The 23592-nt window shown below is 42.9% G+C and carries 14 protein-coding genes; 6 read left to right on the top strand and 8 right to left on the bottom strand.

Annotation, left to right across the window (positions count from 1 at the left end; genetic code table 11):
• The 3 genes from ABIC84_RS21830 to ABIC84_RS21820 all read right to left on the bottom strand — a co-directional run.
• Positions 1-2762, bottom strand: a 2762-nt coding sequence (locus ABIC84_RS21830; protein ID WP_429264930.1) for a histidine kinase, incomplete at its 3' end; no start/stop codon positions are given.
• A gap of 270 nt (positions 2763-3032) precedes the next feature.
• Positions 3033-5315 (bottom strand): BamA/TamA family outer membrane protein, encoded by a 2283-nt coding sequence (locus ABIC84_RS21825; protein ID WP_429264929.1) that lies wholly within the window; start codon positions 5313-5315, stop codon positions 3033-3035.
• 4 nt (positions 5316-5319) lie between these two features.
• A complete protein-coding gene (locus ABIC84_RS21820; protein ID WP_429264928.1) occupies positions 5320-10491 on the bottom strand; it encodes a translocation/assembly module TamB domain-containing protein in 5172 nt (1723 codons plus the stop codon).
• A 206-nt stretch (positions 10492-10697) separates the two neighbouring features.
• Between ABIC84_RS21820 and dnaE the strand changes: the two genes are divergently transcribed.
• A complete protein-coding gene (gene dnaE / locus ABIC84_RS21815) occupies positions 10698-14282 on the top strand; it encodes a DNA polymerase III subunit alpha (RefSeq protein WP_426581436.1) in 3585 nt (1194 codons plus the stop codon).
• A gap of 121 nt (positions 14283-14403) precedes the next feature.
• Here the strand turns inward: dnaE and ABIC84_RS21810 are convergent, their stop codons facing one another.
• Complete coding sequence (locus ABIC84_RS21810; RefSeq protein ID WP_429264927.1) at positions 14404-14817, bottom strand: winged helix-turn-helix transcriptional regulator; 414 nt, start codon at positions 14815-14817, stop codon at positions 14404-14406.
• Between the two features lie 131 nt (positions 14818-14948).
• On the opposite strand from ABIC84_RS21810, the gene ABIC84_RS21805 reads away from it, so the two are divergent.
• Positions 14949-15713 (top strand): SDR family oxidoreductase, encoded by a 765-nt coding sequence (locus tag ABIC84_RS21805; RefSeq protein WP_426581432.1) that lies wholly within the window; start codon positions 14949-14951, stop codon positions 15711-15713.
• 95 nt (positions 15714-15808) lie between these two features.
• Here ABIC84_RS21805 and ABIC84_RS21800 read toward each other — a convergent pair whose 3' ends face one another.
• Positions 15809-16147 (bottom strand): hypothetical protein, encoded by a 339-nt coding sequence (locus tag ABIC84_RS21800; RefSeq protein ID WP_426581430.1) that lies wholly within the window; start codon positions 16145-16147, stop codon positions 15809-15811.
• 593 nt (positions 16148-16740) lie between these two features.
• On the opposite strand from ABIC84_RS21800, the gene trxA reads away from it, so the two are divergent.
• Positions 16741-17061 carry a thioredoxin gene (gene trxA / locus ABIC84_RS21795; protein ID WP_090531998.1) on the top strand — a complete coding sequence of 107 codons (321 nt, stop codon included), beginning with the start codon at positions 16741-16743 and terminating at the stop codon, positions 17059-17061.
• A 103-nt stretch (positions 17062-17164) separates the two neighbouring features.
• Positions 17165-18085, top strand: a complete 921-nt coding sequence (locus ABIC84_RS21790) for a DUF58 domain-containing protein (RefSeq protein WP_426581427.1) — start codon at positions 17165-17167, stop codon at positions 18083-18085.
• A 243-nt stretch (positions 18086-18328) separates the two neighbouring features.
• On the opposite strand, the gene ABIC84_RS21785 is transcribed toward ABIC84_RS21790, so the two are convergent.
• Together ABIC84_RS21785 and ABIC84_RS21780 are read right to left on the bottom strand one after the other, a co-directional pair.
• Entirely contained in the window at positions 18329-19648 is a 1320-nt protein-coding gene (locus ABIC84_RS21785) for a sensor histidine kinase (protein ID WP_426581425.1), read from the bottom strand.
• Between the two features lie 13 nt (positions 19649-19661).
• Positions 19662-20339, bottom strand: coding sequence for a response regulator transcription factor (locus tag ABIC84_RS21780; RefSeq protein WP_426581423.1), 678 nt, complete (start codon positions 20337-20339; stop codon positions 19662-19664).
• A 212-nt stretch (positions 20340-20551) separates the two neighbouring features.
• Between ABIC84_RS21780 and ABIC84_RS21775 the strand changes: the two genes are divergently transcribed.
• Both ABIC84_RS21775 and ABIC84_RS21770 read left to right on the top strand, forming a co-directional pair.
• Entirely contained in the window at positions 20552-22015 is a 1464-nt protein-coding gene (locus ABIC84_RS21775) for a glycoside hydrolase family 130 protein (protein ID WP_129570995.1), read from the top strand.
• A 175-nt stretch (positions 22016-22190) separates the two neighbouring features.
• Positions 22191-22859 carry a hypothetical protein gene (locus ABIC84_RS21770; RefSeq protein WP_090531988.1) on the top strand — a complete coding sequence of 223 codons (669 nt, stop codon included), beginning with the start codon at positions 22191-22193 and terminating at the stop codon, positions 22857-22859.
• Here the strand turns inward: ABIC84_RS21770 and ABIC84_RS21765 are convergent.
• Positions 22856-23539 (bottom strand): phosphatase PAP2 family protein, encoded by a 684-nt coding sequence (locus ABIC84_RS21765; RefSeq protein WP_426581420.1) that lies wholly within the window; start codon positions 23537-23539, stop codon positions 22856-22858. The two genes, ABIC84_RS21770 and ABIC84_RS21765, sit on opposite strands and share 4 nt — an antisense overlap.
• Positions 23540-23592 lie beyond the last annotated feature (53 nt).

Here is a 23592-nt window from a genome sequence, read left to right as displayed (position 1 = left end):
ATGGTTTCGTGTTTGCGCACATCAGGGTCAAATCCGCGCCCGTCATCACGGATGCTGATCTGCAGCCGGTTTTTGTAAAGATTGATTTCCAGAAATGCGTTTTTCGCCTCCGAATGTTTGACAATATTGTTCAATACTTCCTTAACAAGGAGGTATACCTGGCGCCTTTTTTCGCCGCTGATGATAGCCGGGGTTTCGTTAACGGAGGCATTTACATGAAGATCAATATTGCTGTATTCCAATATTTTAATGGCTTGTTTATGAATAAAACCGGCCAGGTTGCTTACTTCGTCGTTTTCGGCATCAAGGCTCCAGATAATTAACCTTACCTGGGTAGATATATCGGTAATGGCTTCATGAATAGCATCAATCTCCTTAAAAGCCGGCTGATCGGCCGTTTTGCGGCTGAGCAATTCGGTCCTGAGCTTAATGCCGGAGATGCTTGCCCCTAAATCGTCATGCACCTCACTGCTGATCCGCTGTCGTTCGCGCTGGAGGGCAAGGGCATTTTCATAATCCTTTTTTTGTAAGCCGATGATGGACTGATAATATTTCCGTACCAGCAGGAAAACGATGATTATGGCACTTAATACAGCCAGCACCTGCAGCCATAACTGCTGGTACCATAAAGGCATAACAGCAAATTTAAAAATGAGCGGCTGGCTTAACTGGTTAAACCGGTCGGCAGCCAGGGCTTCTAACTCATAGTTTCCGGGGGGCAGCAGGTCGAACCGTTTTTCGCCGGACGGCGCGACGCTCCAATTTTTGTCAACCCCCTTAAGCCTGAAGCGGTATTGTATTTTACCCATGCTTTTGTAGGACAGGGCAACGCAGTTAAATACAACAGGGCGGCCGTAAGTAAAGCTGCTTTGAGTACCGGTTATCCCGTCATTAATCAACACCGGTTTAGGCAGGCTCGTATTCCCTAAATTTTGAGTGACGGCTATGCCCTGATCTGTGGCTATATAGTAATCATGGCCGTTCTGCACCACATCGGCAATGTTGTCCGAGGGGAGCCCGTTACTGGTATTGAGTAAACTTATGCGGTAATTTTGATAATTATTATGGAAACTGATAATACTTACACCGTTTGCGGTACAGACCCATAGTGTATGGGCATCTGTCCATACCAGTTTACGGATATCGCCTGAAAAAATAGCAGGAGATCTAAATTGAACAATTTTTTCCCCAGTCCACAAAAACACCCCCTGGGCTTCGGTGCCTATCGCACATACATCATTATTTGATGCCAGGCTCTTAACAACATTTATTCCTTTATCGGCCAGGATACGAATAGAGGAAAACTTGCCAGCGCCCCCGAAAGGTACAAACTGGTATAACCCGTAAAGTGAGCCTACGAGCATCTTACTCTTATACCATGTAACAGATGTCATACGTATAGGCTTAAAATTGTACCCCATTTGATGTTTCAACTCATCTGTCAAAACGCCAACTGCATTTTGTGTAAGAAAATATACTGTGTCGGATCGTGCAGCAATTCCTTTTATCGGGCCATAAAAAATTTTTACAGAATGCCATGATAATGGGGCCTTATTCGAGATATCTAATCTGAATAAGCCATTATCGGTACCAATCATGAACCTGTTGCCCGGAATTGTAAGCAGGTTGGTTATCCGGTTAAAGTCAGACCGGTTTTGATTAAAGGAAATGGTGCCTATTGATGACCACTGATTTGCCCCAAGCTTCATGTAGCTGAGGGTGCTTAAAACATGTCCCGTAAAAAGGTATCCTCCTGCAATGCCCAGTTTTAAAACATCTTCATTGGCCAGCCCGCTTTCTTTGTTAATGATTTTTATTTCGGGATTGGTACACAGAAAAAAACCTTTGTCATAACTGCCAAACCATAAATTATTTTCCCGGTCAATAACCGTAGCGGTAGTGATGTTATTATTAAGGTAATTTTTCCGCTCGCCGGTAAGATAGTTAATAATGTAGGTGCCCTGTTTTACCGTTGTAACGGCAAATGTATTTTTGCCGGTAAGGTACACCGAAGTCACATTCCCGGTAAAAAAGATTTTATTGAGCGGGATGATCCCGCTTTTTTGATACCGATAAACATGTACCCAGCCTTTAGTGATCAGTAACAAATAATTTTGCTGTAAAGCCAACCGGTAAGGTTTGATATTGTTATTGGCGGTTTGAAAACTTAACTGGCCGGCCTTAAGCTCTTCTTCGAGGATGTCAAGGTCGTTTTCAGATAGGTTGATCTCTTCTCCGTCAGAACCATAAATGTATCCGTTCAAATGCCGGATAGCATGTCTTTCCGATTTTAACTCTTCAAAATGATATACTTTGGTACTAAGCCTGTAATTTACACAGAGTTCATTATAACGGTTAAAAAAGAAATTGGCGAAGGGTGAAACGATTACTTTTTGAGATGAATTAAGCTTATGTATAAGTCCGTTTTCATAGTAACAAACCCGGTAGTTATTACAGTAAAAAAAAATCCGGTGATAATTATCCTCGGCAATCCGGAAACACTCATTGTTTTCCAGCCCATCGGCCGATGTGAAGTTTTTAAAATGCTGGCCGTCAAACCTGCTTACGCCTTTATCGGTGGCCAGCCAGATAAAACCCCTGCTGTCCTGCATTAAATAGTTAACCCTTGAACTGGGCAGGCCATCAGGGGCGCTATAATTTTTCAGGTAAACTAACTGATATGGAATGTCGGCATATACCCGGCCCGGGAATAGAAACAGCGTTAATATTAAAAGTTTAAAAAAGGGGCTTTTTAGCGGCATTCTATAATTTGTATCAATTTAACATTGCTGCTTTTTTTATCAATATGCAATGATACGGTGTATCGCTTTGTTTTGTTGTATCACCGATAAATTTAAAAAGAAATGATTAAATACAGTTTGAAAACGGCGAGGGGCCGATCCAGTGTAAAACAGACGCGTATAGGTATGATTGCATGTTAAAGCAAACAACACAATAGCTTTTGGCTAATTGTGCTGTTTGACGCTATGCTATATGCTAAGATTAACTCTCGTTATATTTTGACTGTAAAATTAAAACGGATACCCAATGGCCAAGTTAAACACGCTGCGGTTAAAGTTGAAATCCCAACGAGGCTCGTTAGCGCGAACATAAGGTGTTCGTAACGGGATACCTAAATCGGTACGAAGTACCAGTACCGTTAAATCAAACCTTAAGCCGAAGCCGGCATCAACGGCAAAATCGTTATAAAATTTCTTGCTGAACACTGCTCCCGGTTGTAGGCTGTTGGAGTGCAGCAGCCAGATATTACCTGCGTCAACAAATAAAGCTCCGCGTACAATGCTGAACAATTTTGGGCGGTATTCGATATTAGCTTCTATTTTGATATCGCCCGATTCATCTGCCAGGAAACCTCCGGTACCTAAGCCGGTTTGTGGGTCAAATGAGCCTGGTCCGATGGCCCTCGCCCTGAATCCCCGCAGGCTGTTTGGTCCGCCAATAAAAAACTGCTGGCTGTATGGCAACTGGCTTGAGTTGCCATAAGGTAAACCAACACCCACTATGAACCTTGTGGCAATAGTGCTGTTGGGTGCGGTTTTATGGAAATACCTGATCTCGTTTTCAAACTTTACAAACTGGTTAAATATCGCGCCGAAAAGTTTTTTAGGTTTTCCACCGGCACTATCGGCACCGGTTACCAAACCATATATGTTATTTGAGAGGGTTACTTTGCCATTGTAATAGAACGTATTGGTGCGGTAATCTTCGTTGGTATTGGTAAAGGTATAGCTGTAGCTTGGGCCCAATATAAACTGCTTGTCAATTACATGCTTTAAGGCCGGATTAACAGGGCCATTAGCCGGATTAATACTTGCCTTATATTCGTCGGATACGCTCAATGGATTTACAAATTGAAAATTGATGAGGTTGAGCTCATGCGAACGATGTTCTGTTTCGCGCCATTGATAACCAAATGATAAGTTATATGAATTTAAGTTGTATAGTTTTTGACGGTTTACTATGGAGTAACCAAGACTCAGGTTAGTATGCGGGATATAAGCATCGGCAGCCTTCGGGTAAATAGGCCCTATAAAACGTGGCCACGACAGTGTGGTTTGAATACCGGCCTGGTACACGTTATAGCCGGCATTTTGCCCCCCTGCCTGCACGTCGGTACTACCAAATAGGGTTACTTTCAAAGCCTCGGCGCCTTTAAAGGCATTACGGTTAAGCCAGTTGAGGTTAACCTGAGTACCTGTATAGTTTGCAGAGGTGGTACGACCTAATATATCAAGCGAGAGTGATTTCTTTTTGTATTGTGTGAGGAAGTAATAAACATCCAGCTTTGATGAATCGGCAGATACATCCTCAAACCTGTTTTTTACAAATTTGTAAGGGCCGAGGTTAATGAAGCGGTTAAGCGAGTTGTTATGCGCGGTGCGGTTGTAAACCTGGCCCGGGCGCATCAGCACGGTATTGGCAAAAGTGTAAGTATGCACTGTGTTGCGACGCTCAACAATGTTATACCATTTATAAAAAATGGCTTTGTCCTTCATCAGCGAAGTATCCCTTAACGAGTAACTCGGATACACATAAATATTGTTGATGGTATAAATGTTTTGGGCGCGACCAGGTGTTTCATTTTTAACAGCCACAAAAATATCAACCTGGTGCCCGGCTATAGTGCTATCCACGTGCATGATCAAATCTTCGGGCGAGAAATAATAAAAGCCTTCTTCTTTCAACCGGGCGTCAATACGCAGGCGTTCGGTTTTAATAACATCAAGGTTATATTTATCGCCAACTTTTAGCAGCGTTTTTGCCGATGTTCTGGCTACGGCGGTATCGATAGTGCGGTTACCCTGCGGAAATACTACTTTCCTGATTTTATAGCCCGGCCCGGTTACCGCGGTATAAACCGCTTTGGCAACTTTTGACGTTGGTTTTTTACTTACCGTATCACCGCTAACCTGCGCCTGAAAATAGCTTTCATTTTGCAGCCTGTTTTGCAGGATTTTGCTGTTTTGATCAAGGTTAACAGAACTAATAAGCACAGGAGGCTCACCTTTTTTATTAAGCCAGTGGGCAAGCCCTTTGGTTTTATTGGTTTTTGTTTTAAAGTACAGCCACAGTTTAAATCTCAAACCTAATATGGTACTGTTGGGCACAGGCCTTAGTAAAGCCCCAAGCTCTTCACTTAAAGCTTTTTTCTCGCTCTTTTTCAACACCGAATCTTTGATCACAACCTCGCCGCCTGTGTATAGTTTTTGGCCGGGCGCCAGGAACTTAGTGGTACTGCAGGCACTTAGTAAAACACATGATGAAAGCAGTATATATTTTAAATGTTTGGTCATGGGCTTAGTTTGAAGTAGTTTGCGGTTTGTTATCCTGTTGCTGCTGCATATTTTTTTGCTCCAGTGCTTTATCTGCTTCGTCCTGTTTTTCTTTTTTTTCTTTTTGTTCCTGTTTGTATTGGCGGCGTAACCGGCGTTCTTCAGGGGTAAGTTTGCGGAAGATCTCGCGGAAGCGGTTATAATCAACTGTTAAGGTAAAGCCCACACCGGTTTCAATGATCTGTCCCTGTATCACAATAAATTCGTCGCGGCGATAAGCGCGCAGGGTATAGCGTCCGTCTTTACTTAGTTTGTAGGCTATAGACACGTCGCCGGCTATATTAGATGCTTTTTGGCCAGGCTGATTGCCTTCCAGGTTAAAGTTATTGCCCACACTTACGGTAAGCCTGTCGTTCAGGAACCGTTTAGACAGGCCAACGTTCAGATCCGTCCGGTTTGTAGCCGTTCCCGACGAATAATCCTCGCCGGATGTAAGACCGAAATTAAGGTCAACGCCCGAGATCAGGCTGCCTGCCAGCCGGTTCAACTGATCGGATAGTAAACTGCTTACGCTGTTACGGATGGTGCCTTCAACGGTAGTACCAGCACCCTGGCTTTGCAGCGGGTTATCGCCTATAAAGTGGCCCAATACCAATACCCCCAAAACCTGTTTATTAAGCTCGTTAGGATCCTGGCGTATCTGGGTAAGGCGGGTATTTACAGTGCTTACCACATCTGATGATACGGAATACGAGCTATCGGGCAATACAATGTCAAAGCTGATATTAGGTGTAAGCAGTTGATCTTTTAGGTTAAGGTTAACATTGAAAGGCAGTTTCTGCTTGTACATGGTACTGTTTTGCGCGTCCGAAAGCTGATTTGAAACCAGGTCTATCGGCGGTACATTGGCTACATAAATGGCAGTAAGATCAATATTGGCGCTGGTTGGGTCACCCGTCCAAACAATGGTACTGCCTTTTTTAAAGTTGAAGGTACGTTTAACTGTTGCATAAGCCAGGTTATATGAGCCCGAGTTAACCACATAGGTACCTGTTAAATTGATTTTGCCGCTCGGATCGATGCCGCCATTTAGGTTTGCCTCTCCTTTCAGGTGTACAATATCGCCGTTGCGCTCATCAACTACTATGGTAAACGCCGCGTTTTTATTTACGTTGATGGTGGCGGATACATCTAAGCCGGTAACATCCGATTTTTTAAGTGAATCCAATTGCCTTGCCAGCAGGATGGAATCCATTTTTGGGGCATTCTTATCAATAAAATCTACCACGCCTTTGCGGTCTTCTATCGCCGGGTCATTGGTTGGCAGAACAAAGGTCATGTCGGTTTTATCATTAACAGTCAGGTTTGCATCAACCACTGGCTTGGCCATATTGCCACGGATCTTGATGCGGGTATCTACATAAAGCTTACCATAATAAAGCTTGTTATCAGCCTCGGTTGAATTGGTAACCCTAAAGTTATTGGCGTTGATATCCACACCGAAGGCGAAGTCGGTATAGGTTTTGGTGTAGATGCTGCCGCTAACCACAGCCTTATTGCCGGTTGAATCAACCAACGTAAAGTCATTAAAGCGGATGCCTTCGTTGTTAAACGTAATGCTTTCCTGCGGCATCCTGAAATAGGAGTTGAGCATAGCCACATTAAAGCCCACCTTGTTAAAATTGATATCGCCACGAACCGATGGTGCATCTGTTGTCCCGGATATTTTGAGCGCCCCGGTGATATTACCCGTAGCATTACGCAAATTGCCGAAGCTAAAGCCCTCGATGCTCTTCATGCTCAGGTTCACGATATTCAGGTCAAGATCGAAGCGGCTTTCGGGCGAAGTATAATAGGTGCCATTCAAATCAACCTGGTTGCCTTTGCCGGTGATGCTCATTTGAGCGGCGTAGGCGTTCTGCGTTTGGTTATTTACTTTAAGTGCTATGTTGCCCACGGTATCACCCTTGAAGTTAAAATCATTAACGTTGATAGCCGCCGTAAATACCGGCGAAGCCTGGAAATTACTTACAGTAGCATCTCCGTTTATAACGCCACCTACCTGTAATGAATCCTGCCTGGCCATTTTGGTAAGCGCCTCTATATGGAAGTTGTTAAACTTGATATTCAGCGGACTGTTAAATTCCTGCGTACTGCTGTTAACACTAAGGATCTGGTTGTTGTTGCTAATGGTGAAGTTATGCGCCAGGATACCTTTTGGCCCGTATTGTAAAAAGTTATCATCGCTAACCGCCCATGGTAAATAATCCAGCAATAAGCCATCTTTATTAAAGCTAAACTGGTATTCGTTTGGTAATATGCTAAAGGTACCAGCTATACGGAAGCGTTCTTTTTTTGCCGCATCGCGGATTTGAACGTTCAAGCCTGCTTTGTTGTCCTGCGCAGCTCCGGAAATGCTGGTATACAACAGGTCGACAGACGATCCAACTTTAACTTCATCAACCGAAAGATTATAGTTAAGCGCGTTGTTAGCGGTGTTAATGTTAAGCGACGCTTTATTAATGGTATTAGTGCCGTAAACTACTTTGGGTATGGAGCCTTTAACAATCAACTCGCCGCTTTGGCTGTTGAAACTGCCATTCAGCAAAACAGGGTCGAGCTGTTTCAGGTCGGGGGCAAACTGGGTAAGCAGCGGGGTTTTAACCAGTTTGGCTTCAAACGTAAACTGCTGAGGAGAATATTTAACTGCAGGCGCAGGTTTGGCTTTTATGGTTTTGCCGCCTTTAGTTTTTACAGCTACCTGCTGCCCGCCTGCAATAGCGGTGTTGAAATATTTGTTAATCACATCCTGCACGGCCGGGGCTATCTGTGTGAGCTTGTATTTACCGGCCATATGGGCTGTCATGACAGCAGTTTTTAAACGAAGTGTACTGCTGTCGGCACTGGCTGTAGAGATGAGGCTGATAGTGTCCATCCGGATGCGTTGACCTTTGTTCACCACCAACAGGTCGGTTGCTTTAATATCGGCGTTCAGGTAGTCGGGATCGGCAGTTGGTACATCAGCCACGATCTTGCCATGAAAACGCATATCGTCCTTCACAAAATTCAGGTTTTTGAGGTTGATGCTATCCACATTTAACGTGGCTTTAACTGCCGGATATTTTTTATTGAGATCAGCCTTCGCATTTAGGCTAAAATTAATGTTAGGATCTTTCATGGTAGCAACAGCGGTATAAGCCCCGTTGCTCGATGTACCTTTCATTACCAGGTTTTTGTACGTATAGCCTTTAACATAAGCCTTTGCAATATTGCCATTAAAAGCGATGCTGGCTTTTTTAGGATCGAGGCTTGTGCCTTTCACGTTGGCGTTCATGGTTATGCGGCCAACCATTTGCGGCTGTTTGGTAAGCGCGCCCACATTAAGTTCATTCGCCTTAATGTTGGCGGTATAAGTTGCCGCGTTTTTGTTTTTCCCGTTTTTTAAAGCAGCTACCAGATCAACTGCGCCATAACTCGAGCGCAAGCCCATTTTGGTATTAAAGCTGTACATGCTGCCTTTAAAAGTACCTTTCAGGTTCATTTTTTCGGGAATGCTCACATTTGGCGGAATACTGCCTGCCGGAGCGAGCTTAGCGATATCACCGCGACTGGTGCTGAAATCGGCAATGTTAACATCAAAGGTGGCCTTGTTTACATCCGGCAGTCCTTTCATTTTAGCTGATGCCTTGATATGGGTGCTGCTTAAGCCAGTTACTTCCAGGTTGGGGATCTCGAGGTTGTTCACTTGTCCGCTTACCCGGCCATTGATCTTGAATACTGTACCGGGTGATGATTTGAACGGCTCCATGCCAGCCATGGTTGGCATCAGCAGTAAAACGTCTTTCAAACCTAAGCGGCTGCCATCTAAATTGGCATTGACGCCTAAAGCGCCGATGTTTTTGGTAATGGCATCGATAGAGGGATACCGTACCTGTACCGACTTTTGCAACGTGGTATTCGGCGTTTCCAGCAACAGGTCATTCATGTAGGCATTGGTTGGCCCGTACAGGAATGACGTATGAAATTTGTTGATCTTTAAACCGCTTTTTTCGGTAAAAGTAAAGGAGTTAATCTTGCCCGAAATGGTATCAGGGCTATAGGAAATATTTTCGACTTCGGCGTTCAGGCTGCGTATATCCATGTGTCCAAAATCAAGGCCTTTGGGGATCGCTTTCTGTGCTTCATTATCGAACTTAATATTATCGTTAGTAAAGGTAACCTTGCCAATGGTAGCCCTCCAGGCCGATTTGGTTGGTGATGATACCAGCGTATCCAGTTTTTTAATTGTTTTAACAACTTCTTTAACTACCGTTTTAGGTTTGGCGAGGGTCAATCCGGCGTTGGTATTGCTCAATTCAATGTTTTTGATTCCAACCTTTTGATTTTTCAGGTCGATCTTATCCATCTCTACCAAAAATTTGCTTAGGTCTACCTTTGCACCCATTTCGGCGCTTTGGTAATCGACTTTGATTTTGGAGATATCGATCACGCCTAAATTCAAATCCATATTTAGTGGAGTGGTGGCGGTATCGGGTGGTGAGATGGCTTTGGTTGGTGTTTGGATGATCTTCGCGTTTACATCGCTCAGGGTAATTTTGGGGATGGTAAACTTCATTTTATCCATATCAAAATCCTTAACGCGGGTATCAAAATGGCCTAATAAAAATTTCACATCGTTGCCGGTAATGGCATCCTTATATTTTATGTTGATCTTATCGAGGATGATCTTATCAACAGAAAACTTCATGGTTGATGTAGTATCGGTAGGTTTTACCTCTTTCTTTTGTTCGCCAACAAAAGCTTTGATGATGTAATCGAAGTTGAAAACGCTATCGGCGCCCCGGTTTACATTGGCAGTGATGCCCTGCAGGTTTATCTCGTTCACTTCAACCTGGCTATGTAGCAGCTTGAGCATGCTGATATCAACCTTTAGTTTTTCGCCGGCTATAAGGGTGTCTTTTTTCTGATCTTCAAAGTATACATCTTCCAAAACCAGCAGCTTGGGCAGGCCAAGGCTTATATGACCTATCTTAACCTTGGTATGGATCTTATTTTGTAAAAAAGTTACTGCTTTATCCTTCGCGAAGTTTTGAACAGCAGGAACCTGTATCAAAATCACTACAAGGATAACCAGCAGAACTACACTAACCAGTATCCAGAGTATTGTTTTAAGGGTTATTCGTAGTATTTTTTTCAATTGTATACGTATTTCAAAGGTTAAGATAGCGATGCTTAATATAAACAAATAGCATGCTAAGGATAGCAGTTAGCTGTGTGTTTTGTATAATTTACAAAATAGGGCCGGCTTTAATTAAATTTCCACAGTGTTACTTTTTAACAGTCTACATCCCTAACTTGTTTTAACTTTGTACCTCATAAAGATTTTGTTGACACGGATTAACTATGCCTGATTTTTCTCACCTCCACGTACATACTCAATTCTCCTTGCTCGACGGTGCAGCCGATATTTCCAAGCTGTATAAAAAAGCCGCCAAGGATGGGATGAAAGCCCTGGCCATTACCGATCATGGTAACATGTTTGGCGTATTTAAGTTCGTGGCCGAAGCCGGTAAGCACAATGTAAAACCCATTGTAGGCTGCGAGTTTTATGTGGTTGAAGACAGGCATAAAAAGCAGTTCACCAAAGAGAATAAAGACGTGCGCCGCCACCAGCTGATGCTGGCCAAAAATCCTACGGGCTACAAAAACCTGGTGAAGCTATGCTCGTTGGGGTATATGGAAGGCCTGTACAGTAAATGGCCCCGTATTGATAAAGAACTTATTTTAAAATACCACGAAGGTATCATTGCTACTACCTGTTGTATTGGGGCTTCGGTACCACAAGCTATTTTAAGGGATACGCCCGAAAATGCCGAAAAGGAGTTTAAATGGTGGCTGGATTTGTTTGGTGAGGACTTTTATATCGAGTTACAGCGTCACGAAATTCCGGAGCAGCAAATTATCAATAATGTGCTGCTCACTTATGCTAAAAAGTATAACGTAAAAGTGATCTGTTCAAACGATTCGCATTACGTAGATCAGCAGGACTCGAACGCGCACGATATTTTGCTTTGCGTAAACACCGGCGATATGCAAAGTACCCCGATAGCTACCGACGAGGAAGGTGGTAAAGGCTATCGTTTCGGTTTCCCTAACGATCAGTTTTACTTTAAAACACAGGAGGAAATGGGTAAGCTGTTCCATGACCTGCCCGAGTCACTGGATAATACCAATGAAATTGTTGACAAGGTGGAGGTGTTAAAGCTAAAACGCGATATCCTGCTGCCCAACTACGTGATACCTGAAGAGTTTAAGATCCACAAAACACCCGATGCCGATACCTTAAATCAATGGGAATACCTGAAGCACCTTACCTTTATGGGTGCCAAGGAGCGCTATCGTGATATTAGTCCGGAAACCGAAGAACGTATCAATTTTGAGTTGTTCACCATCCGTACCATGGGTTTTGCAGGGTACTTCCTCATCGTGGCCGACTTTATCAGGGCTGGTCGTGATATGGGCGTGTTCATTGGCCCGGGACGTGGTTCGGCGGCGGGATCGGTAGTGGCTTACTGTACCGGGATCACCAATATTGATCCGATGAAGTACAACCTGCTGTTTGAGAGGTTCCTGAATCCCGACCGTAAATCGATGCCCGATATTGATACGGACTTTGACGATGCCGGTCGGCAAAGGGTTATTGATTATGTGGTTGATAAATATGGCAAAAACCAGGTAGCGCAGATCATTACCTATGGTTCGATGGCTGCCCGCACCAGTATCCAGGACGTGGGCCGTGTATTGGATATGCCGCTGGCCGATGTAAGTGCCATGAAAAAGCTGGTGCCCGAAACCCTGGGTATCACCCTGAAAGATGCCATTGAACAGGTGCCTGAACTGAAGGAGATCCTGAACGGTAACGACCTTAAGGCACAGGTACTGCGTGAAGCTGAAAAACTGGAAGGATCGGTACGTAATACCGGTGTACACGCCGCAGGTATCATCATTGCCCCTTATGACCTTACCGAGATTGTACCGGTAGCAACAGCAAAAGATTCGGACTTACTGGTTACCCAATATGATGGCCGTGTGATTGAGGATGCCGGTGTAATTAAGATGGACTTTTTGGGTTTAAAAACCCTTACCATTATAAAGGACGCGCTGCGCATGATCAGGCAAAATCATGGTGTGGTGATCGATATCGACTACATCCCGCTTGATGATATTAAAACTTATGAGCTTTATCAGCGTGGCGATACCAACGGTACTTTCCAGTTTGAAAGTGATGGTATGCAAATGTACCTGCGCGAGCTTAAGCCCGATAAGTTTGAAGACTTGATAGCCATGAACGCCCTTTACCGTCCGGGCCCGATAGAGTATATACCAAACTTTATTGCCCGTAAGCATGGCCGCGAACCTATCGTGTTCGACTTGCCCGATATGGAGGAATACCTGGGAGAAACCTATGGTATTACCGTATACCAGGAACAGGTGATGCTTTTGTCGCAAAAGTTAGCAGGCTTTAGTAAAGGCGATGCCGACGTTTTGCGTAAGGCGATGGGTAAAAAGCAGATTGAGGTACTCAACAAAATGGAAGCCCAGTTTATGGAGGGCGCCGTTGCCAAGGGCCACCCTAAAGATAAGCTTACCAAAATCTGGACCGACTGGAAGGCATTTGCCCAGTACGCATTCAATAAATCGCACTCTACCTGCTACGCTTTCGTGGCATACCAAACGGCTTATTTAAAAGCGCATTACCCATCTGAATATATGGCGGCGGTTTTAAATAACCAGAATAACATTGAAAAAATCACCTTCTTTATGGAGGAGTGCCGCCGTATGGGCGTTGAGGTTTTAGGACCGGATATCAATGAGTCGGATATGGCTTTTGCGGTGAATAAACGCGGGCAGGTACGTTTCGGGTTAACCGGCGTAAAAGGTGTGGGTGATAAAGCGGTGGAAAGTATCATTGAAGAACGTAATGCCAATGGCCCGTTTGAAACGGTATATGATTTTGCACGGCGCTCAAACACCCGCAGTGTTAACCGTAAATCGTATGAAAACCTGGTTTATGGCGGCGCGTTTGATGGCTTCGGGATTCCCCGTGCCCAGTTTTTTGCCAAAACCGAGTTGGGTACGTTAACAGGTGTTGAACGTCTGATCAAATATGCCAACGATTATCAGAATGTGCAGAGCAGTTCGCAATCGTCATTATTTGGCGGTTCGGTAGCATCATATGTACCGGAGCCGGCTATGCCCGATGTTGAAGAATGGCCGCTGATAGAAAAGCTGAAGTACGAGAAGATGGTTATCGGGATCTATTTAACCGGTCACCCTTTGGATAATTATAAAGTTGAACTTAAACGTTTCTGTAACGCAAACATCAGCGATTTGAAACTGATGCAAAAAGCCCGGTCAGGTGAAGGCGGCGAAGATGTAACTGCGGCGTTCAATGAACTACGCCGTCGCGGTGAGTTAAGGATAGGTGGCCTGGTATCAAGCGTTCAGCATAAAATGACTAAAACGGGTAAGCCATTCGGCACATTTGTGTTTGAAGATTACAATGAATCGTACGAGTTTGCGCTGTTTGGCGATGACTATGTGAAGTTCCGTAATATGATGATGGAGGGCTACTTCCTGCATATTAAAGGAAACATCGAAGAGAAATTCCGCCAGAAAGATAACTGGGATTTGCGGATCATGGTGATGGACCTATTATCAGAAATGCGCGATAAGCTTACCAAATCATTAACTGTTTGCATTGATGTGCAGATGCTTAACAGTAAGCTGTTGGATGATATCCAGCATATGATAGATGATAACAATCAAAAGTACCCGGTGAAAAACTGTAAGCTCCGTTTCCAAATCAAGGATAGGGAAGAGGTTATGTTGGTTGAACTGTCATCTAAATCATTCAAGGTAAATCCAAGCGATGATTTTATGGCGGGGATACATAGTTTGACTAATGAGGAGCCGGTGCTGAGTTAAATTTTCCAGCCCACCTCTATACACCCGTCATTGCGAGGAACGAAGCAATCCCCGATTAGCAGAGCCGCTCTGTAAAGTTCGCGATTGCTTCGTTCCTCGCAATGACGTGATTTAGAAAATTCTATACTTCTTCCGCCTTCACCACCTCGTCATCCTGTTTCACTAAAGTATAACAAGTATAATCAGGCTTAATGACTTCGCCGTTGGCATTGGTGACTGTCATGTAATGGCTACCCCAGGTTTCGAGGGTGTAAAATATAGATGATAGCTCCTGGCCGATAGGGGTAAGGGAATATTCAACCCTTGGTGGTACTTCGGGAAAAATATGTCGTGATACGATACCGTCCTCTTCCAATTCGCGGATCTGTTGCGAAAGCATCTTTTCGGTCATGCCGGGAATAGCCCGGTTTACCTCGCTGTAACGCTTCTGGCCGGATAACAATTGGTTTATTATACTCAGTTTCCATTTACCACTAATTACGCTGAGGGCTGCTGCCATAGTGCAGGAGTGATCGGAATGTCTGTTTTTTGTCATAATGAAAAAGGCGATATATCGATTGCATCAAACGGGCCCATAACCTACCAAAAAGTATGTTGCACACAAAATGGTGCATTCTTGTGGGGAGGTATAACTCAATGTACCTTTGATGTATCAAAACAAAGATAATGAAAAAGTTACAAGGAAAAACAGCAGTAATAACAGGCGGCAACAGTGGTATAGGCCTGGCCACAGCACAGGAGTTCATTGCACAAGGTGCAAAAGTGATCATCACTGGCAGGAACCAAAAATCAATTAACGAAGCGCTTGAAACACTCGGTGCCGATGCTAAGGGTGTAATTGCCGACAGCGGCGATATCAACCAGGTTAAACAACTGGGCGAAAAAGTAAAGGCCATTGCCGAAAAAATTGACATCGTATTTGTTAATGCAGGTATTGGCCAGTTTAATTCAACTGAGCAAATGAGCGAGCAGATGTTTGATGATATCATGAACATCAACTTTAAAGGCGCATACTTCAGTATTCAGCAGTTGTTGCCCTTAATTAACGATGGCGGTTCTATCATTTTAAATACATCAATCAACGCGCATATTGGTATGGCCGGTGCAACCGTTTATGCAGCAAGTAAAGCAGCATTGCTTTCATTAGCTAAAAACATTTCGGCCGAGTTGTTGCCACGTCGTATCAGGGTTAACTCTGTAAGCCCTGGTCCGGTTGTAACACCTTTACACACTGCCGATAAATTAGGCTTAACCCAGGAACAATTGGAAGGCATGGGTTCCGAACTGATAAAACAGATCCCAATGGGCCGTTTTGGTTTGGCCGAAGAAATTGCCAAAACAGTTACTTTCTTCGCTTCTGACGATTCAACATTTATAACAGGTGCCGAACTGATTGCTGACGGCGGTATGGCTACTTTAAAAGGTGCATAAACCCCTCTAAATCTCCCCTGAAGGGGAGACTTTTAAAAACCTATCTTTCGTGAAAATTTGATCAAGATATAATTCATGGAGGGATGATAAATTTATTAACTGATGACCGGCGGTTGTAGCTTCCGGTCATTTTTTGTTTTGATGCAATAGGCGATATAGCTAATAATGCCTATAATCAGTGCACTTATTCCATGAATGAAGACACCGATGAAAAGAACAGCCAAATCAAGCATTCCGCATCTGAACCCTGAAGGCGATGGTGGAGGAAGCGGAACAAATTTGAGTGATATAATCGTCAATACAACACCCAACATAAATGATAATATCATACCAGCAATTATGGGTAAACCTACGCGGCCTTTTACTCTTAATGTTGATAGTGTGATTTGCACAACAGGAGCTATAGTCCACAATAATAAAATAGCTAAATCCATGTAAATTGTTTTTTGAAATTCATTATTGATGGGCTTTATAATATCTGATAGAACCAATAATTCCGATCACTGGGATTATAAAACATACATTTAATAATCCCAATGATATAAATACTGTACACCCAGTTGCGCATTTAATATTAGGGGGCACGCCGAGCAGCGAAATTACAAACGCGAGGGTTGCTAAGGCTGCGGCAAGTAAAAAAGAAAAAAAGAAAATGGCTATTATGGGTAACTTGATCTGATCGTTTATTCGGCGCGATGATAATTTCCATTGCAGTATAGGTGCAATTAAAATTAAGATCAACGGGATAATTAAGATCAACATAATCTATACCTATAATGTTAATTAATACCGCCAATGTTAAAAAGTAACCCATTCTCACAGTTGTATATCTGCTTTATAAACAGGTTATTTGTGTTAATACGGCATGTCGCAAAATGGTATTTGAAGGTGTGATGCGACAAATGGTCATGCCTGCGTTAACTGCGTGGATTATAATAATATAATTGTCACATTGTCAGTAGTACACTTGTGGCAAGCAATTTGAATAGCATATATTTGTAAGTACAAAATTTAAAAAATAGAAATCATGGCTTTAGAAATAACTGATGCAAACTTTGACGAGCTTGTCCTGAAATCAGACAAACCGGTATTAATTGACTTTTGGGCAGAATGGTGTGGTCCGTGTAGGATGGTAGGTCCGGTAGTTGAAGATATTGCAAAAGAATATGAAGGCAAAGCTGTTGTTGGTAAAGTAGATGTTGACAACAACCCAGGCATATCTGTAAAATACGGTATCCGTAACATCCCTGCCTTATTGTTCTTCAAAAATGGCGAAATTGTTGATAAACAAATCGGTGCTGTGCCAAAATCAGTATTAACTGATAAACTGGTAAAACAGTTAGCATAACTCAAAGAGCTTATTTAATGCTACACACTGTAGCATTAACACAACATATTTTTTGAAAAAGCGTTGCAATTTTGCAGCGCTTTTTTTATGCCTATATTAGTCTATGCCCAAATTAAACGATGATCAGCAAATAAGGCAACTGGCCAATCTCGAATTGCTGGCCCGGCAGGTGGTTGAAGGTTTTATCACCGGCCTGCACCAAAGTCCTTTTCATGGCTTTTCTGTGGAGTTTGCCGAACACCGGCTGTATAACAACGGCGAATCGGTAAAAAATATCGACTGGAAGCTGCTGGCCCGTACCGATAAATTGTTTGTAAAGCAATTTGAAGAGGAAACTAATCTTCGCTGTTTTTTGCTGCTGGATACTTCATCATCCATGAACTTTCCTGAAACTGGTACTAATAAGCTGCAGTTTTCGGTTTATGCCATAGCATCGCTGATGTACCTGTTCAAAAAACAACGCGACGCTTTTGGGCTTTGTTTATTTTCGGATAAGATAGACTGGATCAGCGCGGCAAAATCAACCACTACGCACCTGTTTTATTTATATGCCGAGCTGGAAAAAATGTATGCCAGTCCTAAAGTAAACACGCAAACCAATATCACCAATGTGCTGCATCATATTGCGCAGGAAATTCATCAGCGTTCGCTGGTGATCATTTTTAGCGATATGCTGGAGAATAACCTGGATGCCGAAAAGCAGCAGGCTTTATTTGCGGCAATTCAGCATTTAAAGTTTAATAAACATGAGGTGGTGATCTTTAATGTTACCGATAAGCAAAAAGAACTTGAGTTTAATTTTGATAACCGTCCCCATCATTTTGTTGATATTGAAAGCGGTGACGAGCTGAAGGTGAACCCGGCCCGCATCCGCGACGCCTACAGGGCATCGTTAAAAGAGTACCGCCATCAGTTGGAGTTAAAATGTGCACAGTATCATATTGATTTGGTTGACGCCAATATTCATGAAGGCTATCATCATATCCTGAACACGTACCTGGTTAAGCGGAATAAGATGATATAAAGAGTATTTTGTAAAAAAGGCGTCATTGCGAGGTACGAAGCAATCCCCAATACGCCGGGCCGCTCTGTATAGTTTGGGATTGCTTCGTACCTCGCAATGACGGTAGTTTTTTGATTGGGTTTTCTTGAAAACAAAAAAAGGCCATTCCCATCTGGAAAACAGCCTCTATAGTTAAATAGGGGATCTACTTATAAAATAAACCTTGTAAAGGTATTGATACAATGTGAAGATTAAGTGAAGTCGTTACTCACGGTTAAATATGAGGAATATGCTCGTTCCCCTGTCTTTTACCGAATCTATTTTTACCCTGATGCCATGAAAAGCGGTAATACTTTTCACAATAGCTAAGCCAAGGCCGTAGCTTTCCTTTTCTTCGGTCTCAAATTTTTCAAAGCGGTTAAAAGCGTTTTCTATTTGTTGTTGGTCCATCCCCGCACCTGTGTCTGTAATTTCCAGTACATACACATCTTCCTTCAATTCATCGGCAACGGTGATACTACCTTTGGGCTTATTGTATTTAATAGCATTGTTTATCAAATTGAACAATAGGGTATGCATTAGGGGGCGGTTACCCATAATGGAGTAGATGTATTTAATGTTATTGTTGAAGGTGAGATGTTTTTCTTCCAAACGGTCTTCCAGTTCTTCCTGGATCTCCATAATTATACCTGCTATCATCACCACTTCGGCTTTGTCATATTGATTATTTTCAACTTTTGAAATGAGCAGCAGGCTGTTAATAATAGATTTAAGCCGGTTTAATGTTTTCAGCGAAGCGTGCATCTTGTTTTCGCTGGCTTCGCTGAGTTCTTCCTGCAATAAAATATTCTCCAGCCGCGAGCTGATAATTGATATGGGCGTAAGTAACTCATGCGATACATTGGCAATGAACTGTTTTTCAAGAGCAAACAGGTTACTGATTTTTTTCATGAGCGTGCTGATACTGTCATCAAGCAGTTCAAAATCCTGTGTGGTGGTCTGGATCTTTTCATAATCAAAGTTCATAGGATCATTTACTTTGATCAGCTTGCGGTCGATGATCTTATAAAAGGGGGCGAGCAAAAATTTGGTAAACACCAGGTCGCTTACCAGCGTGAGGGCGAGTGCTATTATCAATGTCAAAAGGGTAAACCTTTTAATGATGGATTTTAATTCCTCAATGGAGGTAACTGACACGCCAATTTCAAGCAAATAGGTATGGTTGTTAAAATTAAACTGGTGAGTCAGGATGCGATAAGTTTGCGTAACCAGGTCACTGGTACGTGTTTCGGTTGTGAACTTTACAGCTTTGGTTTCGGTGGGCTCAAATTTAACAGGGGTTATAATAATGAACTCCTCTTTTAAAATATTATAATCGGTATAAGGCTTTTGATTAGCAAGCTTGCTGCTAATCTCTTTTGAACTGAGGTTTTTAAGCGTTTCCCTTTCATTTTCCTCAAGCCTGAGCTCTACATGATTATACGAGATCTTCTCGATAGAAAGCAGGATAAGCAGGCCAGTGAAAAGTATAATGGCTAATTTGGTTAACGTATTATAAAGGGCCAGTTTTACCTGTAATTTCATGAGTCTGTCAATTTCAGATGTTGATACGGTAGCCGATGCTCCTTACGGTTTCAAACCAATCTATAGGGATATATACCGATAGCTTTTTACGCAGATTTTTAACGTGCACATCCACAAAGTTGGAGTCGGAATTTATTTCCAATACATCGCCCCAAACATGTTCGGTGAGATTGGTGCGTGATATTACCCTGTTTTTGTTTAGCACCAGGTAGTTGAAGATCTCGAACTCTTTTTTGGTGAGGGTTATACGCTCATCATTGTAGGTAACGGTACGGTTTTGTATGTTGATCTTTAACCCTTTTACATTAATGTCATTACTCTCCAGGCGGTGTTTGCGGCGGGTGATGGCGTGCATGCGGGCTAATAGCTCGTTTAATGAAAACGGCTTTGCCAGGTAATCGTCGGCACCCTGTTCAAGGCCCGATACCCGGTCGTCAACAGCACCGCGGGCGGTGAGGATAATTACAGCATCTTCGCGTTCGTTCATGCTTTTCAGCATTTTAAGCAGGTCAAAGCCGTCACCGTCGGGCAAGCCCAGGTCAAGTAAGATAAAGTCATAATTGTTTACGAAGATTTTTTCAGATGCTGATTTTTTGGTGCGGGCATGTTCAACCGTAAAACCTTCGTGGCTTAAAAATTCATCTACCTCAAGCGCAAGGCCTTTTTCGTCTTCAACAATTAGTACGTTCATAATTGTGTATTTACAGGAACTATCAATAAGGGTTACAGGATCAAGATCATTCACGGCAGGCAAAGTACCGTACCGAAGATTAATAAAGTATGAAGATAGGCTTTTATAGCGGCCTGTAAAGTGTCATTTTTTAAATCTTGCGTTTAAATTAAAAAAGCGCAAATCAATTTGCGCCGATTGGTGTTACAAACTAAAAGCTACCACTTCATCGTATGAGACTTTCTATCGAACGCAAACCCATCCGGGTAAATCCAGATCCGAAACGTGTAATAGCAAGATTTTTTTTTAATGGGAACGATCGCGCCAAAGAGGTTATTGAGCGTGTAATGTTAATTAGCGAAGATGATGCTTTTGGCATTGTATCGCCCTTGCTGCAGGAATATTCCAAAAGACACCGTAATATTACCCGGGTGCTCAACAGGCATTGCAGCAAGCTTAAGCCCTTGTTTTTAGAGCTCAATATTGATTTTGATACGCTTACCGTTTACCGCAAGCTGCTCATTGGGTCTTATTTTACGCATGAATATTCAATAGAATCGGCCGCCTTCTTTAATCCCTCGATAGTTGAAGATCCCGACCAAACCGAGCTTGAAGACGGCCAGCGCAGGGTGATCATCAGCTTCCGGGCGGTAGGCGAGGGGCATATCTCTTCCATAACTTTTCGCCGGGCCTTGATAGATAAGGATAACAACATCAGCATACAACCTGCGGGCAGTTATATTGATGAGGCCGAAATTGTGAGGAATGCCGTTTATAATAAAAAGCTTTTTTTTGAAAAAGCTGCCATCACCCAAATTAATATTGATGTTATAAGTGAGCTGGAATCAAAACTCGATCATCATTTTGAGTACGCCAACCTGCGCCGGATCATCATGGATTCGCAAAAACTGCAGGAAGACGACATGAAGCGGCTGGAGTATGATAAAGTGCTTTGGCTTGCAGATTCCTATTATGAAATTGTTTTTTCACTGGATACCGATATTTCCGACAGGGTGATCTTCCCGATATCCGAATATGAACGTAAGGGTATTGAGGATGCCCGTTTTGTACAGTTTACCAACGATGACGGCAGCAAACTATATTACGCTACCTATACAGCTTATGATGGCTCGCTGATTATGCCCAAACTGCTGCAAACAACTGATTTTTATAATTTTAAGATCATGCCTTTGTACGGTGCGGGCGCACAGAATAAAAACCTGGCCTTGTTTCCGCGCAAGGTGAACGGCAAGTATGTGATGATATCGCGGATAGACGGCTGCAATAACTATATCATGTATTCGGATAAGATCAATATCTGGGAAAAGCCGGTAATGCTGCAACAGCCTAAATTTAGCTGGGAGTTTGTGCAGATAGGTAATTGCGGCTCGCCCATTGAAACACCCGATGGATGGATCATGATAACCCATGGCGTTGGTCCCATGCGCCGTTATGTGCTGGGTGCAAGCCTGCTTAAACTGGATGACCCAACGGTTGAAATTGGCCGCCTGCGCGAGCCTTTGCTGATCCCCAACAGTGATGAGCGGGAAGGTTATGTACCTAACGTGCTTTATTCATGCGGGGTCATTGTACACAACAATAAACTCATTATTCCATACGGTGTTTCAGACTCATCAACTGCCTTTGCAGAAGTATGCCTGGATGAGCTTTTGAAAAAGCTTAAAGCCTTTATTTAAGCGCGCAAAGCCGAAGGCTGAAAGCGAAAAGCTTTGTGTTTGAAAAGCTTTCAGCCTTGAGCTTGCTGCTTTTAGCTCATATTTATATTGTTGATTACAAGTCATTTAACTTTCATGTAAATCTCATAATGTATTATTAGTTAAAACTTATTCTTCTTTTTCAAGTTAAATAAATATGAAAAAGATAATTTTAAGCTTAAGCATAATACTGTTTTCGCTTACAGGTTTTAGCCAGGCACTTAAACCTGTAAAGATAGATAGCCTTGTCACGGTTTCATTACCCGAAGGCTTTACTAAAAAGGATACATTAGGCCAGCAGATATACCAGGGTAGTGCATCATTAGGTAATATTCTTGTTTTACGCGTGCCAAACGCTAATACAAAACCTTTAAACAAGGAGAGCGACTTGAAAGATGTATTTAAAACCTACATCAAAGGTATTCAAAAACAATCTGTTAATGGCAGTGTAATGTATCCGCGTGATACCACTATCGGTAAACTGGAAGGAAAGGTATTCACCCTCAGGATTGATAACAGCGGCTCAACTGGTGAATCTCCGGAGTTAAGAAATTTTATCCTGTTATATACCCAGGACGTAACCTATACTTTTGAATATAACTATCCGGAGCAAAGACTTGATCTGGCAAAGGCCGAACTGAAACAATTTTCGGGTTCTATCAAAATAGCGCCTACTTTAGATCGCCGCGATCAGTATTTGTCTGACGCAAAAGGCATGTCTGCACCTGCAAAGATTGGCATTTATGGAGGTGGAGCGGTTATAATACTGATCATTGTATTAACCGTGATCAAACGTAAAAACAGTCAGCTGGAAGCTGGAGTTTAATTAGCGACAGGGGTTTTTTTGAATACGTGATCGAGCAGGCCCCTGTTCCATTTGGCCGAATTGATGAACTGCTTACCATCAAGCCATGTTAACCAAAATATAGTAACAAACACGCCAATAGCCGAGCCGGCAAGCACGTCTTCATAAAAGTGCTCGGTTAAATAAATTCTTGAATAGCCAACCATTATGGCAACAAACAAGGCTGGGATTCCCCAGCCTTTGTTTTTACAGAGGTATGTTATGACCAGCGCGGCAGAAAAAGCACTCACCGTATGTCCGGACGGAAAACTGTATTTCTCCAATATATAAACACCTTCTACGGTATGCACCCTGCTCCACTGGCTTGCAAAGTATAGCTTTGGCCGGGGAGCGATATAAATGTATTTAAGGATTTGTGCCGCGATGGATGTTATGGCATAGCTGGAGGCCATTAACAGCCAGCTGCGGTAGCTGAATAAAAGCATAGCAAGTGATACTATTACGGCTGTGGTGCCGTCGCCGATATCTGTAACATAAGGCTCAATGGTATCAAGCCAGGGTTGGTGCCAACCATTAACCGTAAAAAAAATAGCTTCACGGGTAAATAGCAGTTTGATAGTCAGGCAGGTGGCTAAAACGATAAGGTAAAGGATAAAAAAAGGGCGGATCCTGTGCAACACGTCTTTTATACCTATCTTCATGTTGCAAAGTAAGCATATACTTATTCAATGCAAAAAAATGATTAATTTTGAGA

Origin of the sequence: Mucilaginibacter sp. 3215, assembly GCF_050433785.1 — a bacterium.
Taxonomy (GTDB): domain Bacteria; phylum Bacteroidota; class Bacteroidia; order Sphingobacteriales; family Sphingobacteriaceae; genus Mucilaginibacter.
Note: the sequence above shows the minus strand (reverse complement) of the source record. Positions and strands in the feature narration are given on the sequence as shown.